Here is a 16,848-nt window from a genome sequence, read left to right as displayed (position 1 = left end):
CAGCTAAATAAGAGAAAAGTATGAAAGCACTGGTTAAAGCCCATGCCAAAAAAGGCATCTGGATGCAAGACATGCCAGAACCTACTGTTGGCATCAATGACGTTAAAATTAAAATTAAAAAAACCGCCATTTGTGGGACAGATTTGCACATTTATAAGTGGGATGAGTGGTCAGAAAGAACCATCAAAACGCCTATGATCATCGGACATGAATACGTCGGTATCATTAGCGAAATGGGCGATGGTGTAAAGCACTTTGAAGTAGGTGATCGAGTCACTGGCGAAGGGCATATCGCTTGCGGGCATTGCCGTAATTGCCGCCGTGGTAAGCTACATGTGTGCGAAAACACCATCGGCGTGGGCGTCGACCGCGATGGCGCATTTGCCGAATATTTGGTGATACCTGCCGATAATGTCATCAAACTCGATGAGCGTATCAGCGATGAGATGGCAGCCATCATGGATCCCTTTGGCAATGCCACGCATACTGCCCTTTCATTTCCTGTCCTTGGTGAGGATGTACTGATTACGGGTGCGGGACTGATTGGTTCGATGGCTACGGCGATTTGCCGATTCGCAGGGGCGCGTAATATTGTGGTCAGTGATATCAGTGATTATCGCTTAGAGCTTGCCAAAAAGATGGGCGCGACCATGACCATCAACCCAGCCAAAGGTGAAACCATCGAAGGTGCCATTGCTGAGTTAAAAATGCACGGCTTTGATATTGGGCTTGAGATGTCAGGCTCGCCTCAGGCCTTTGATTCGATGATTACTAACATGTATAACGGCTCTAAAATTGCGCTCTTGGGCATTTTGCCTAACACCACCACGGTGGATTGGAGCAAGATTATCTTTAAGGCGTTAACCCTAAAAGGTATTTATGGGCGTGAAATGTGGGAGACGTGGTATCAGATGGAGCAAATGCTGATTAGCGGTATTGATCTGTCGCCCATCATTACCCATCGCATGCACATTGATGACTTTCAAGAAGGCTTTGATATCATGGAAAGTGGGCAATGCGGTAAGGTGATTTTAAGCTGGGATTGATAATTTGGTGCGTCAGTATTTGAGGAGTCGTGGTTAGCTTTTACATTGTCACGACTTATAAAACGGCACTGATTTCAGTGCCGTTTTTTATAGGGTAAAAATTATATGGGGGATAAACTATGGGCGATTCTGAAGCCGATAAACTTGAAAAGTATTTAGTAGAGAAAGCCAAGCAAGCACAAGAAAAGGAGCAGGAAGCGAAACCGCTTTCTGCCTATGATGCTTGTGTGCTAAAAGAAAGCGCTAAGATTCATGAGTTGATTGCTGAGGCTAAAAAGCGTTCAGAGAACGAATAGTTGGATGGAAATACTTTTATCCGTTAATCTTGCGTTTACGGTAAAATCAACCTATGTTGATAAGTAATATAAAACTCAAATGTCATATGTAAAAATTAAAAGGGACTTACCATGAGCGCAGGATTAATCAAACATCTAAGAAAGAAAACTGATGAAGACAGCAATACCAGAATATTGATGTCGCAATGGGAGTTTGATGAAAAGCTCGTCGGTAAGTCGCTTGAAAATGTGGGTAGTTATTACCCACACTTTAGTAGTCATAACGAATCACATTCACAGCAAATCCTCGTCAATATAGAACGTTTACTTGGTAGCAATATTGAAAAGCTGACAGCGACAGACACATGGTTAATTCTAGAAGCTGCTTACTGGCATGATATCGGTATGCTATTTAATGCTGATGAAGTTCAAAAGGTCTTTGAAGAAGATGACTTTAAAGAGTATGTCGAAAGCCTAGCTAATGATAATACGCAAGACTTACATGAATTTGCAAAAGTGTGGCATGAAGATGGTTGGAATAAAGCACTGGTTAATCATTCAGACCCACATACAGGCGTAGAAAAATATCGTCAAATGATCGCTGAATGGTATCGCCGTGGTCATGCCAAAAACTCAAATTCAGTGGTTTTAGATCCTTTTGAGAAACTTGGTATTAGCTCTCCTCGCACTGAACTCCTCCCGAAACGTATCTATCGTTATCTTGGTCAAATATGCTGGGCACATGGTCTTGGTTTTGAAGATTATGTGATGAAAACATTACCTTTCCGTCAAACAGGTATGGGGACAGAAAACTGTCACCCTCGTTTTGTCGCTTGCTTACTACGCTTAGGTGACTTATTCGATATCGATGACAATCGTTTTTGTCCTGTCATGGCGAGACAAGTTGGTAATATGCCATCGTTTAGTGAAACCCATAGACATAAGCATCAAGCGATTCGTGAGTTTCAGCTAGATAACGAGACCGTTAGTATTACTGCTGTTTGTAGTACAGAAATGGCATATATTGAATGCCGTAACTGGTTTGATTGGATCAAAGAAGAAATTCAAAATCAAATGTCACAATGGAAAAATATCGTACCTAGTCGTGATTTTGGATTACTTCCAACTATCAATAAACTTGATGTCAAAATGACTGGTAAAAAGATTTTACTTGATTATAAACCGATGAAATTCTCACTAGATGAGCGTAGCGCTATTGAGTTGTTGCAAGGTAATAATTTATATGAAGATGATATGAGTATCTATCGTGAGCTCATTCAAAATGCTATTGATGCAACTATGATTCGTGTTTGGTTAGAGCATGGAAAAGAAAGTTCTCAAGAAGTTTTACCATTTAACTCTAATCCATACGATGAAGATACTCGTAAGCTGTTTGAAAAATTTCCTATTACAATAGATTTTAAAAAAGTGATAGACAACAAAGACTTAAAACTTTGGGAATTTAGTGTTGAGGATAATGGCATTGGTATTTCCCTTAAAGATCTTGAGTATATGCAGAAGATTGCAGGTTCAAAAAATAATAAAGAAAAACGAAGAATCATTCGTGAAATGCCTCAATGGATGCGTCCCTCAGGAGAGTTTGGTATCGGCCTACATAGTGCATTTCTTCTTATGAGAAATTTACCATCAGAGCAGCAGAAAATTATTATCTTTACTAAAAGTCGCATAACTAATGAGAGTCTAAAAATCGAATTAAACTCTCCTCTTTCAGATAAGGCTGGATACTGTTTCATTGAAAAAATTGACGATATAGGTAGATATGGGACGCGTTTAATTATCAAAACTGTATTTAATGAAGAGAAGTATCTCCAAAGAGCTTCCCATATATCTCCATGGGTAAAAGACTACAAATTTGATAACTCTGTTGTGTTGGATCACTTGTTATCTATAAATGAATTTATTATACATAACAGTCCTTTTAAAATACAGTTCACCAGTAGGATCAGTAGTCTACTTGATACAGCTTTTACTATGTTTGATAACTTGACTACATATTCTTTGAACGTAGAGGCAAACTACAATAATAGTAAGGCTTATTGGAATGAAGAATATCAGTTTGCTCTAAGTATTTTCATTCCTAAAAACCTTTCTGAACACACATACGGTTTTTCAGATAATATAATTATGTATAAAGGTCAATCAGTTGGAAACTATGAAATATCTGAGAATCAAGACTATCCTTTTTATAGAGATTTATTCTTAGGTTATCACTATAAGTTAGATATATACGATTCGACCTCTGGAAAGTATTTAAAAATAAGTAGAGATGAATGGAACTACGATTATCTTAGGAATAAACTTAAATTGTTTAGCGATGCATTTTTAAAAGAAAATTTGTCTGGTATATCTAGTACGGCTCTGGCTTTCAATAAAGATAAGACTAAACATGCATTGTTTTCATATAGCTATGAACCCAACGATTCGCTTATAAGTAGCATAAAAGAATACAAAATAAATGAAACTGACTCTATTGGCGACTTATTTAAATTTGAATCCTTTCAACTTGTGATAAATATAGAAGATTTTAAGAATACTAATTCACCACATTGGGTTAACTGCTTTGAATGTAAGATTAATTACCCTACCTATTTAGTTGAAACTGTTTTTTCTATATTCAAGAATGAAGGTTATAACATCTATTACTATAAAGAAGAGTTTGGCTCTAGAATGAAACTCAATCTTAAACAGAGAAAATCTGTTTATTTTTCCCGAATAGAGCAAACAGGAGAATTTCAACACTTTGAATTTAATAAAGATAATTTGAAATTAAGTAATGAAATGTCAAATTTGGATAGTGTATTTTACTACTTAATACCAAGTCTATATCCTATGGATAGAAGAACTTACTTAGCGCATGGAAGTTTGACTAGTATGCCGTCGCTCGATTTAGGTAACTACTCAGGTTTTCAAGACATCAATATACAAGGGAAAGTTTATATACCCTTTGTAAGGATTGATGATTTGATTGTTAAAACTGAAATAGATAACTATGTAAGATTCATAATAGACCATAAGCCTGAATACAATGAAGTATCTATCAGAGAACAATACGAAAAACTTGTTGAGCTAGTATTGAACCATGCTTCCAAGCATAAAGATTATGAAAGATGGAAAGATGCTTATGTTCGTGGTGAAATTTTCAAACCATTAAATCTGTCCTCATTAGACGAACTGTATAAACTAACTTTATAGTTAAACAATATATTTTAGAAGATTTAATTGTTGACTTGAGATGCGTTTTAGCCCCGACTGTAGCGGTATCCTGCTGGTTTGGGCGAGTTGCGATGGCTAGGTTTTGGGGTGGCGACGCGAAGCAAGCGACGATCCAAACCGTAGCCAGCGCCGCGTCCAGACTGGCGGATACAAGTGGAAGGCGGGAAATAGCTCCCCTAAAATCGTTGGGTGTCGAAAGCTACACACCAACCTACTCAAAATTCAATCTCCAAACACAAAAAAGGTGAACCGAAGCCCACCTTTTTCTCTTAAAAAATAGCTACCTAAAACTATAAGCAATTGCTAGAGGTTTGAGTAGCGAGGAAAACATGCGCAAGCACTACATGTCGTAGGCTCAGCAAGTTTGACGAAGCTAATCAAGCATCTAGGTTTGCGACTAGCGCAACCAAGCACGGGCGTTACGGAACATACGCATCCACGCGCCGTCCTCGTCCCACTCTTCTGGTTTCCAGCTGTGGTTATAGGCTTTTAGGTTACGCTCAGGATGCGGCATCATGATAGTGACGCGACCATCAGTGCTACACAGACCCGTGACACCGCCGACCGAACCGTTTGGATTGAGCGGATACGTCTCAGTTGGATGACCTTGGCTATCGACATAACGCATCGCAAGCTGACCGTGTTTTGCCATACCGTCGATTTCGTTATTATCTAGTGTGGCATAGCCTTCACCATGCGCCACAGCGATTGGCAAGATGCTGTCTTGCATGCCTTTGAACAGAATAGACTTGGTACGCTCGATTTTTACATTGACCGTACGCGCTTCAAAGCGAGCCGATTGGTTGGCGATGAAGCGTGGGAAGTTATCTGCACCTGGGATGAGGTCTTTTAACTGAGCCATCATCTGACAACCGTTACAGACACCTAATGAGAAGGTATCAGGACGGGCAAAGAAGCGGACAAACTGCATGCGTAGCTCGTCATGGAACAAGATAGAGTTCGCCCAACCAGAGCCTGCGCCCAGTACATCACCATAACTAAAGCCACCACAAGCGACCAGACCGTCGAAGTCACGTAGGTTGATACGGCCACTGAGTAGATCGCTCATATGTACATCGACTGCTTCAAAGCCAGCTTGGGTAAAGCCTGCTGCCATCTCTGTCTGACCGTTGACTCCTTGCTCACGCAAGATAGCGACTCTTGGTTTATTCTCGCGACTGGCTAAATACGGCTCTTCAACTTTTTGATTCAGATCAAAGTTTGGCGCAGCGATCAGGCCTTTATGGCTCGCATCAGCAATCAAGTCATACTCTTGCTGTACGCACGCTGGGTTATCACGGCGACGCGCGATTTGATAGCTGACCTGAGTCCACGCTTGCTGCAATTCAGTACGGCTAAAGCGTAAAGTGTCATTAATACCATCGGCACCCATGAGCGTTGGCGTTTGGATAAGTAAGCTGTCTTCTTCCGAGCTTTGACCAACAAGGCTGAGCATATCAGCAACGTTAAACTCTTCTGCCAACTGCATTAGCGCCGCGACGTTTTCTGGTAATACTTGGATGACTGCGCCTAGCTCTTCACTGAACAGTTGACCGAGTAAGTTATCATCGGTCAATGACAGTTTGATACCTTGACGGCTAGTGAACTGCATCTCAGCTATGGTCGCCAGTAGACCACCATCACCGATATCGTGATAGGCGCTGATGACGCCTTGTGCATTGCCCGCTTGGACAAAGTTAAAGAAATCAACCAAGTCGCTCGGCTGCGCCAAATCTGGGCAATCGTTACCCAATTGACTCAGCGTTTGCGCAAGGATTGAACCGCCTAGACGTAGCTTGCCTTTAGACAAGTCAATACGGTAGAACGCGCTGTCGCCATTGACTAGCTCAGGGGTTAGCGTTTTTGCCACATCAACGACAGGAGCAAAGGCCGTAATCACCAAGCTCATAGGTGACACGACTGATTTGTCTTTGCTTTCGCCATTGTCGTTGTCAGTCCAGTTGGCACGCATCGATAGCGAATCTTTACCGACTGGAATCGCGATACCCAGTGCTGGGCACAGCTCTTCGCCGACTGTATAGACCGCGTCAAACAAAGCTGCATCTTCTGCGTCATCACCACATGCTGCCATCCAGTTCGCTGACATCGTGATGTCAGACAACTGAGCAATACGCGCACCAGCGATGTTAGTAATCGCTTCGCCAATTGCCAGTCGTGCTGAGGCTTGTGGGCTGATTAGCGCAACTGGCGTACGTTCACCGATACTCATGGCTTCACCACTCATCACCTGGCCATCTAGTGCAATCAAGCCTGACGCTGTCACCGCACAATCCGATACAGGCACTTGATAGCGACCCACATACTGATCACGCACGACCATACCAGTGATAGAACGGTCACCAATGCTGATCAAGAATGATTTGCTAGCGACGGTTGGGTGACGCAACACGTCTTTGATAGACTCAGCTAAATTGACTTCGCCTAACTCTAATGCAGGTAAGCTGGTGTCATGACGCTCAAAGCTACGCTTCATCTTCGGCGTGCCACCGAGCAATACTTGCATCGGCATATCAACAGGCTGCTCAGCGAGCAATGTATCATCAACGACTAGCTGACGCACATCCGTGGCTGTTCCTAAGATGGCATACGGGCAACGCTCACGCGCACAGATCGCATCGAATTGGGCTTCGCTTTCTGGACGAATCGCGAGGACATAACGCTCTTGCGCTTCGTTTGACCAGATGGCCATTGGTGACATGCCAGCTTCTAACGATGGAATTTTACGCAGGTTTAGTACCGCGCCCATCTCGTGGTCATTGACCAGTTCTGGCATTGCATTAGAGATACCGCCAGCGCCCACATCATGCAATGACACGATAGGGTTGCCGTCTTTACCATTATTGCTCGCATCAACGTCATTACCGGCTAGTGCCCAGCAGCGATCCATCACTTCTTGGCAACGACGCTCCATCTCAGCATTGTCACGCTGAACTGAGGCAAAGTCTAAGCCTTCATCAAGTGAACCACTATCAACTGAAGACGCCGCACCACCGCCCAGACCAATCTGCATCGCAGGGCCACCAAGGACGATTAATAAATCACCTTGTTGAATGGCATTTTTTTCAATGAGATTGCGTTTGATATTGCCGTAACCACCTGCCAGCATGATTGGCTTATGATAGCCGCGCATCTCGCTGCCGTCTTTTGCCGCTGACGTATCAAGCTGGAAACTACGGAAATAACCGCATAGGTTAGGACGACCAAATTCGTTTGAAAAGTTGGCTGAACCGAGTGGCGCTTCAGTCATGATCTCAAGACTGGTTGCCATACGATCTGGGGTGCCATAAGCCTGAGTACTCAACTGACCCGACTGCTCCCATTTTTCAGCAAGCTCTGGGATATGTAGATGTGATACGTGAAATCCTGTCAGACCTGCTTTTGGTTTACCGCCACGACCTGTAGCGCCTTCATCACGAATCTCACCGCCAGCACCTGTCGCTGCACCCGCATACGGGGCGATAGCCGTTGGATGGTTATGCGTTTCGACTTTCATCAGAATGTCGATTGCTTCTTGATGGAAGTCATAAGGATGGGCAGAGTTTGCATCCATCGCATCAGTCGGAATTGGGTAAAAACGCATGCCGTCAGACCCTGCCATCACCGCAGCGTTGTCTTTATACGCTGATAAGATACCTTGTGGATTAGACTGGTAAGTATTTTTAATCATTTGGAACAGTGACTTTGGCGCCACAATGCCATCAACTGTCCACTCAGCGTTAAAAATCTTATGACGGCAATGCTCTGAGTTGGCCTGTGCAAACATCATCAGCTCAACGTCAGTTGGATTACGCTTTAGCTCATTGACATAAGCATTCATTAAATAATCAATGTCTTCACTTGATAATGCAAAACCAAACTGGGTATTGGCAGATTCTAATGCTGACTGACCTTGTCCGATGACGTCAATATGATTCAATGATGCTGGCTGCTCATCATCAAACAATTTGTTCAAATCATTCAAATCATAAACCAAACTCTGCGTCATACGGTCAAACAATAATTGCTCAGCGTCTACTGGTAGTTTTTCGCCTGCTTCACCCTCAATCGTTAACGTATAAACAACGACGCGTTCAACACGGTTAAGCTCAATTTCACAGTTATTAAAAATGTCAGTCGCTTTACTTGCCCATGGCGAAATCGTGCCAAAACGTGGACCAACGATGACTTGTAATTGATTGTCCTGCGGGTCAGCGAGTACTGTCGCACTGTCAACAGCGAGTAGGTCTAACGCCTTTTTATGTTCATCACCTTCGAGCTTGCGTGATAGCACATACACTTGCTGGGTACTTATTTGACTGACATTGAGCTCGGTTTTTTGCTGAAACTGACTGATGAGTTGCTGCGTCTGAAAATCGGTAAGAAACGGTTGTCCGGCGATGGTCATCATAAAGGCATAATCCGTAAGATCAAGGCATCTCTGCCATGCTAAGTAAATGGTCTGCGTATTATAACAAGAAGCCCTGTAATAAGCAGGTCTAAACCAAGATAAATTGCTGATAGGTTGCGCTCTGCTACGCAGTCAGATATTTGCAGAATAGCGAGCTTGCACTGACGTCTAAACGCTACCCTATTAACTTTGAACTAGATAATCAGACAGCAAAAATACACAGCGTCACAATTTTTACCTAACCCTCATACTCCTTACAAACACTCACATCGCATTACTGGTCGCCTATATAAATGTATGGGTACAACTCGGTATTCTAGTTCCAGTTGTTAGGACGATGATTGTTTTCACTATGTCGAAAGCATCTAGCCAGAATAAAAATTACTAATATATAAACAACCAATTATTTAATCACTATTATTATTTAATCACTATAAAGAAAAGGAAATCAACTATGAGTAGACAAGACCATATCGATAAAGTACAAGCTTTGGTAAAAGAAGTGAAATTTGCCATGATGACGACTCGCACTCACGAAGGCCATTTACATGCCTGCCCAATGACAACGAGTGAGACAAGCATTGGCGCAAAAGAGATTTGGTTCATCGGTGATAAGAGCACTGAAACCGTCAGCGACATTCAAAAAGACCCACAAGTGAACTTGGCCTATGTCAGCCAAGATGCAAAAGACTATGTGTCAATCAACGGTAAAGCAGAGTTGGTAGAAGACCAAGAGAAACTCGATGAGCTATGGTCACCAATTTACAATGCATTCTATGAGCAAGGCAAAGAAGATCCAAACGTCCAGCTAATCAAAGTCGTACCACATGGTGCCGAATATTGGTTAAGCGGTAGTTCAGTGGTCAATATGTTTAAAATGACCACTGCTGCCGTAATGGATGGCAAAAAAGCGACTAACTTGGGTGAGAACAACTCAGTGACGCTATAAAAAATAGTTATTTAAAAGAAAATAGCAAAAACAAAAACGCCAGTGGCTAATGCGACTGGCGTTTTTTGTTGTCTAACATTTATGTTTTTGATACTAAGGTTATGAACTTAACCGCTTTGCTTGAAGTTTAACCGCTTTGCTTGAGGTATGGCCAAGCAGCTTTTAAATAAATCATCATAGACCACAACGTCAGTATCACAGCAGCGACCATCAATATATAGCCAATCATTTCGAGCGATTCCCAGTTGAGTAGTAACACTGTGATAGCCACCATCTGAAAGGTCGTTTTTAGCTTGCCGACATAGGACACGGCAACACTGGTACTTTTACCCAATTCTGCCATCCACTCACGCAGCGCTGACACCGCGATTTCACGCGAGATAATCACAATCGCTGCTATCGCCATAATGATGTTGGGATGCCACTGAACCAATATAATCAACGCAGCGGCGACCATGAGCTTGTCCGCAACGGGATCTAAAAAGCGCCCAAACGCTGACATAACATTGAGCTTCCGCGCAAAGTAGCCATCCAACCAGTCGGTAATCGCCGCGATGATAAACACGCCAGTCAGTAACAAGTGCCGCAATAAGCTGTCGCTGAATTCACTCATGCCAACTCGGGCAATTACGTTATCTGAAATGGCTGGCATCCCGATACCCATGGCTGGTGGCCAATAGGCAATCGCCACAAACAGCGGAATCATTAGGATACGCGCGATAGTAAGGTTATTGGGCAAGTTAAAAATACTTTTGGTATTTTGCGTACTTGACGGCTCCTGCGTATGCACTTGCGTATTCTCAGTCATGGCAAACCCAGTTTAATAGAGACATAATAATGGCGGATAGCTTAGCATTTTTCCAGCACGTCGTCATGCCATCTCTTGATGTATTGTTTTACTGCTCGTACTCAAAGACAGCCATTACTTTTATCTCAATACATCAATCTTGACTATCCACTGCTGAAATAGTGATAGCGCTATCTATTTTATAACACAATCACACGTCGTAAACACATGCAATTTGCTAAACCAAATCCCTCATTCAGCAATAATTGCTCAACGCATAGCAAGGGATGAGAATATCGAGAAACGTAATGTCATGTAACTAAAATAACCAAATGAGAATTATTTGCGCTATGATAGCGAAGGTAATAAAACAGTTGTACACTTAAATTTGTAAGCAAATATATATACCCATTGAATTCTCCATTATTACCCTAATCTTAGTTAAACAATAGCAAAGAAAACCAATAATAATAAGTCATCATCACTGCCCTGTAGTCAATCTACACGATCAGTTTTCCTCAGCCCACAGCACCTCCTCTGTGGGCTCTTTTTTTGTCTGTAAATTCTTGATATAGCCAAAAAGGCTATGAATAACGTCGTTACGTTAGCCTTTTTACTTTTCAACTTAAAAAGGTGCTAAGAATCGTAAAATGAAGAAACAAGCAAGACGATTGAAAGCACGACAAATAGTAGGCTAAATGAGCCTGACACCGTATTTAATTGATATAGAATTGACGATATCCTGCTTATTTATGGTGTGAATTGTTTGATTGCCTGAACCGTTTCTACTGCCATTTGATAGCAACTTTCTATATTGCCCTGTCCGCACCAGTCACCACTGACAATCCATTGATGTTGTGGATCAACCAAGATACCCAGTGCCTCGTTATCATCGACAGTCGTTGCTGCATAACGCCAGCGATGGCAGTCTACTTGGCTTGGAGCACTATCTTTGTCCCAGTTTAGGGCTTGCTGCGCGGCTTGCAATAACTGCTCTGTTATTGTGTCGATGTCGTCATCAACGTGTATCTCTGACCAGTCGTTACGCGCATGAATGGTGACACTGGGCAGCAAATCATTATGAGCAGGCTTTTGATGCTCGATAAATATTCTGTCTAATGGTGAATCATTTACGTAAGCCACGTCCCATCTTGATGGTGTTTGACTGGTCAATGTTGCAGGTAATGATTGCACCTCACCCCAGCCTAACATTAAGGTATAACATGCCTGCATCTTTGGCTTGGCGATGTTGGCTGACTCCGTAAAGCCGCTCTCTGCCATCAGCTCTAGTGCTTGACTATTTGGCGTGGTACAAATTACCCAATCAAAGCAGCCCAGACTATTGCCAGATTCATCGAAAAGCTCAGTCTTGTCATCAGTTTGGTTTTGAGGATATTGCGCAAGGGGTGCGACGCGAGTTTTGAATTTTATATTGGTATGTTGCAAATCTTCGGCTAATGCGCGCCCCCAACTTGTCATTTTTGGCGTACTGATGTAGCGAGCTTGGGCAGTACCCCATTTATCTTTGTAATGCATATCAGATGACTGAGTGTTGTCATTAGCGGGCGTTAACTCAACCACTTCGGCACACCACGGTTGTAACAAATCAGTCTCAAGCCAAGGTGCAATAAACTGCTGAAAGCTAGGCGTTTTTGCGGTAAAAAACTGCGCCCCAAATGCCCATTGCCAATTTTTACCAGTTTGACTATCGGTACGATAACGGGTGGCTAAGCGCCCTACACTGCGTGACTTTTCAAAAATGGTTATTTGCGGTATAGAGGATTGGTCTGTGCTTTGAATGTCTGTGCTTTGAATGTCTGTGCTTTTAATGGCTGTGCTTTTAATGGCTGTGCTTTGAATAAAGGCACGCTCTAGTAATGTGGCGGTCAACAATCCTGTCAAACCACCACCGATGATGGCTATTTTTGGGAAAGATTCATCAGTTGAGAGTAAAGTGTGATCAGTCATAATGACAGTAGACCTTATAAATTATTTGATAAAAAAAGACTTATATTCAACATATCCTAAAACTAGTCAAAATACCCCAAGAACGCTACGATACTGATGATATCAATTTTTTGTAGCCTCTGTCTGCTCAGGCACAGCAAGCAAGAAAAATTGATATCAGCAGTACATGATGTATCGATATTACTTTGTACTGACTATATAACAATGGCAGGGATATTTTGAATAATATGTCTATCAATCATATTTAACCTTTGAAAGGCTTCAAGATCAATATTATCTCCGTAAAAAAGCCATGCTATTCTCGATAACATGGCTTTTACTCAGCTGTGATAGACGAACGAGAACAACTGGCTCTCAACAACTCTTTTAACAATATAGCCCTATTAACCAGCCTTCTCTGCGCGACCAGCTTTGACCACGTCGACCAACTGATTGATCACAGAGCTGTCTGCAAGCGTAGACAAATCACCCAATCCAACATACTGTCCCGCCGCAAGGTTACGCAAAATACGGCGCATGATTTTTCCTGAGCGCGTCTTTGGTAGCGCATCAACCATATAGATGGCATCTAAAGTGGCAATTGGGCCAATTTCAGTGCGCACATGACGTTTTAGCTCAGCCTTGAGTGCGTCTGTTTTTTCTTCACCAGATTTTAGGATAATAAAAGCACAGATGCCTGTACCGCGAATCTCATGCGGCATACCGACGATAGCGGCCTCAGCAGTAGCAGGATGAGCGACCACCGCGCTCTCAATCTCCGCAGTGCCCAAACGATGTCCGGCAACGTTGAGTACATCATCGACGCGGCCTGTGATCCAATAATGACCATCTTCATCACGCTGGGCACCATCACCAGTGAAGTAAAAACCTGGGTAATCACTAAAGTAGGTCTTCAAAAAGCGTGCGTGGTCATTATAAATGGTACGCATTTGCCCCGGCCAGCTACTGTTAATCGCCAGATTTCCTTCTGCAGCGCCTTCTAGTACCGCACCATCACCATCGATAATCTCTGGTTTGATACCGTATAGTGGCGTCATCGCTGCACCTGGCTTAAGATCAACCGTGCCTGGAATAGGTGCCATCAAAATACCGCCAGTCTCGGTTTGCCACCACGTATCGACGATTGGACATTTGCCATCACCAACGACATTATAGTACCAGTCCCATGCTTCTGGATTGATAGGCTCTCCAACCGAACCAAGCAAGCGTAGGCTTGAACGATCTGACTCTCGTACAAAAGCATCCCCCTCTTTCATCATCGCGCGAATCGCTGTCGGTGCGGTGTATAAAATCGTAATGTCATGCTTGTCGACGATATGACCGATGCGCGCCCACGTTGGATATTCTGGCACACCCTCGAACATGACTGTCGTTGTGCCATTGGCAAGCGGTGCATAAGTTGAGTATGTGTGACCAGTAATCCAGCCCACATCTGCCGTACACCAATACACATCGTCTTCTTTAATATCAAAAACATCACGAAAGGTAGAGAGTGCATAGGTGATATAGCCGCCGGTGGTATGCAGTACGCCTTTGGGCTTGCCTGTAGAGCCGGAGGTGTATAATAAAAACAGCGGATCTTCGGCATTCATGACTTCAGGCTCGCAGTGCTCTGATTCACCGTCTATCAGGTTGTGATACCAGACATCACGGCGACCGCTCATCGGTATGGCACTACCCGTGCGATGGACGACGATGACTTTTTCTACACTGTCCGTGCCATCTATATCTAACGCGTGATCGACATTGGCTTTGAGCGGTGTATGCTTGCCACCACGCAGGCCTTCATCAGCAGTAATGACGACTTTTGAGCGGCTATCGATTAAGCGATTGCCCAAGCTCTCCGCAGAGAACCCACCAAAGACCACTGAATGCACCGCGCCAATACGCGCACATGCCAGCATCGCTATCATGGCTTCTGGTATCATCGGCATATATAGCGTGACGCGATCGCCTTTTTCGACCCCAAGCTTACGCAGTGCATTGCCTAGACGACAGACTGATTCATATAGCTCTTTAAAAGAGATAATTTTATGTAGTGAGGGATGATCGCCCTCCCATATGATGGCGGGCTTATAAGGGCTTTTTTTCATATGTCGATCAAGGCAATTGACGGAGATATTCAGTTCACCATCTTCGAACCACTTAATATGGAAATCATCTAGATCATAATTGACGTTGCTGATTTTGGTGGGTTTTTTGATCCAATCGATTAGCTCAGCACGCTTCGCCCAAAAAGCATCACTTGTCTCAGTTGATTCGATAGAGTGTTCGTAGTCTTTGAGGTACTGCTCAGGCGTGGTATTGGCAGCAGCCATGAAGTCGGCGGCGATAGGAAATGATTTCTGGGTCATAGTGTTCATCCTTTTTAATTATTATGACCTATATAAATAATCGTCTATAACGACCATCTATACGGGCAATAAGAGTCATCTTCCATAATGTGTGACACTTCATGATAGTTTGACAAATAAGCGCAACGGTTGCAAGGCATCAACAGTCAATCATAACAATTTCGCTGTACATCTGTATACTTAGGCACAGATAGTCTCATCCTTATAAAGCGACTAATTTGTCATCCTAGTTAATTTTTATTATCGGTAGCTAGTGGCTTATTTTGTGTTAAGTACGGATTTTAAACTCATAAAAAGCTATAAAGTAGTTAAAATATAAAATGAGACTATAGTCGGTTCAGTATAATTTGGATACAAGGAAGTCGAGTGAAAGTACTACAAATAGTAGACTAAGCGAGACTGACACCGTATCCAATTTATAGAGGATTGACTATAATCAAACACAAAGTTTATAAACGATACAAGCCATACTTATGTATGGCTTGTTGCTATCAAAATTTCACTAAATGAATAATGCGTACTTATTTGAGCTGTTTAACGGTTTTCCATGCACCGCTTTGTACTTGCGATAAGTAAACATCGTTAAAGGCGACATGGCTTTCAGGAGTAATCGCAATAGTAGATCCTGTGATGCCATCTACAAAACTAACGGTTTCCATACCGGTATTAAAAGTATCGGCATTCAAATCTTTGCCAGCAGCTTTGAGTCCTTCAACAGTGATTCTGGCTGAAGTATAACCAAGGATAGCACCTGCTGATACATCTTCCCCTGTGACTTTTTTATACTTTTCAATAAAGGCTTTGGTCTCAGGCTCATTCGCTCTCAAAGCCAAATCGTTATAGTAAGAAACTGCATATAGGCCTTCACTAGCGCCACCTGGTGCCTCGGCAACTGCGGGATGGAAACCCGTTGCAGGAGCGATGAATTTTACGTCAGTCCAGCCCATAGCGTTCGCTGTCCCTACCGCAGTGATAGCGCCGCGTATCGTAAGAGATAGGCCGATTAGCTCGCAATTGGCTTCTTTTAATTTGGCGATTGCACCAGCAAAGTCTGTTTCATCAGGACGATGTGAGCTGGCCTGAACTAACGTGACATTAGGATTGTTATCGCTGATATCCTTAGCCGCCTCATTGGTCTCTTCACCATAATCTGAGGGGATATACATGACACATAAGTTTTTAATATCATTTTCGGCAATCAAATATTCCATACCCATTTTCATAGAGTCGTAATACGTACTACCCATCGTATAACGGCGATTGAAAGCCCCTTCTTCTTGCATTGGCTTTGCAAAAGTGATCGGCATAATATTAGGGACATTGGCGCGATCCATAATAGGGAAACTCGCTAAGTTATGCGGCGTACCAAGCGACATCAGCATACCAAATACTTTATCGCGACTAACGAGCTTATTAGCAGCCTGTACCGCCTTTGGTACTTGATAAGAATGATCCTCGACGACGTAACGAATCATGCGACCGTTGACGCCACCTGCCGCATTTACCTCATCGAAATACATATTGGCACCCGCTACCGCAGGATTACCGAATCCTGCGAACGGACCTGATAGATCATTCGCACCGCCCAATAGAATCTCGGTATCCGTAACACCTTGCACTGGCATATCACTCGTTGAAGCGGTTTCAGTATCTGTACCAGCTGCGGCGGGCGTTTCTGAATTGCTACACCCTACTAAACCTATCGTACCGACAGATAGTGCCAGTAGCGTCGTCTTGAATGTCCATTTCATTGCCTTTCTCCTTGCGACTCCAGTCGCTGTTAGTTTGATGCTTTTGAGATTAATACTTTTGAGGCTGATACTTTTA

The 16,848-nt window shown here is 43.1% G+C and carries 9 protein-coding genes; 4 read left to right on the top strand and 5 right to left on the bottom strand.

Features of this window, described 5'->3' with window-relative positions; translation table 11 throughout:
• The first annotated feature begins 20 nt into the window (after window positions 1-20).
• The 3 genes from tdh (at window position 21) to ACTQ9T_RS07790 (ending at window position 4,534) form a co-directional block, all read left to right on the top strand.
• Window positions 21-1,046 carry an L-threonine 3-dehydrogenase gene (tdh, locus tag ACTQ9T_RS07800; protein ID WP_440464687.1) on the top strand — a complete coding sequence of 342 codons (1,026 nt, stop codon included), beginning with the start codon at window positions 21-23 and terminating at the stop codon, window positions 1,044-1,046.
• Window positions 1,047-1,165: 119 nt separating this feature from the next.
• Window positions 1,166-1,342, top strand: a complete 177-nt coding sequence (locus ACTQ9T_RS07795) for a hypothetical protein (protein WP_440464686.1) — start codon at window positions 1,166-1,168, stop codon at window positions 1,340-1,342.
• 111 nt (window positions 1,343-1,453) lie between these two features.
• Window positions 1,454-4,534, top strand: coding sequence for an HD domain-containing protein (locus ACTQ9T_RS07790; protein WP_440464685.1), 3,081 nt, complete (start codon window positions 1,454-1,456; stop codon window positions 4,532-4,534).
• A gap of 418 nt (window positions 4,535-4,952) precedes the next feature.
• On the opposite strand, the gene purL is transcribed toward ACTQ9T_RS07790, so the two are convergent.
• Window positions 4,953-8,963 carry a phosphoribosylformylglycinamidine synthase gene (gene purL, locus ACTQ9T_RS07785; protein WP_440464684.1) on the bottom strand — a complete coding sequence of 1,337 codons (4,011 nt, stop codon included), beginning with the start codon at window positions 8,961-8,963 and terminating at the stop codon, window positions 4,953-4,955.
• A gap of 454 nt (window positions 8,964-9,417) precedes the next feature.
• Here purL and ACTQ9T_RS07780 point away from each other — a divergent pair, with 454 nt between their 5' ends.
• Window positions 9,418-9,912 (top strand): pyridoxamine 5'-phosphate oxidase family protein, encoded by a 495-nt coding sequence (locus ACTQ9T_RS07780; protein ID WP_189583168.1) that lies wholly within the window; start codon window positions 9,418-9,420, stop codon window positions 9,910-9,912.
• Window positions 9,913-10,039: 127 nt separating this feature from the next.
• On the opposite strand, the gene pgsA is transcribed toward ACTQ9T_RS07780, so the two are convergent.
• The 4 genes from pgsA to ACTQ9T_RS07760 all read right to left on the bottom strand — a co-directional run bounded on the left by pgsA (window position 10,040) and on the right by ACTQ9T_RS07760 (window position 16,772).
• Window positions 10,040-10,720, bottom strand: coding sequence for a CDP-diacylglycerol--glycerol-3-phosphate 3-phosphatidyltransferase (gene pgsA, locus ACTQ9T_RS07775; RefSeq protein WP_440464683.1), 681 nt, complete (start codon window positions 10,718-10,720; stop codon window positions 10,040-10,042).
• A 729-nt stretch (window positions 10,721-11,449) separates the two neighbouring features.
• Complete coding sequence (locus ACTQ9T_RS07770; RefSeq protein WP_440464682.1) at window positions 11,450-12,667, bottom strand: NAD(P)/FAD-dependent oxidoreductase; 1,218 nt, start codon at window positions 12,665-12,667, stop codon at window positions 11,450-11,452.
• Window positions 12,668-13,050: 383 nt separating this feature from the next.
• A complete protein-coding gene (gene acs / locus ACTQ9T_RS07765) occupies window positions 13,051-15,021 on the bottom strand; it encodes an acetate--CoA ligase (RefSeq protein WP_440464681.1) in 1,971 nt (656 codons plus the stop codon).
• Window positions 15,022-15,542: 521 nt separating this feature from the next.
• Window positions 15,543-16,772 (bottom strand): ABC transporter substrate-binding protein, encoded by a 1,230-nt coding sequence (locus tag ACTQ9T_RS07760; RefSeq protein WP_189583181.1) that lies wholly within the window; start codon window positions 16,770-16,772, stop codon window positions 15,543-15,545.
• Window positions 16,773-16,848: the final 76 nt, after the last annotated feature.

This window comes from Psychrobacter sp. ASPA161_6 (assembly GCF_051970285.1).
GTDB classification, from domain to species: domain Bacteria; phylum Pseudomonadota; class Gammaproteobacteria; order Pseudomonadales; family Moraxellaceae; genus Psychrobacter; species Psychrobacter glaciei.
Note: the sequence above shows the minus strand (reverse complement) of the source record. Positions and strands in the feature narration are given on the sequence as shown.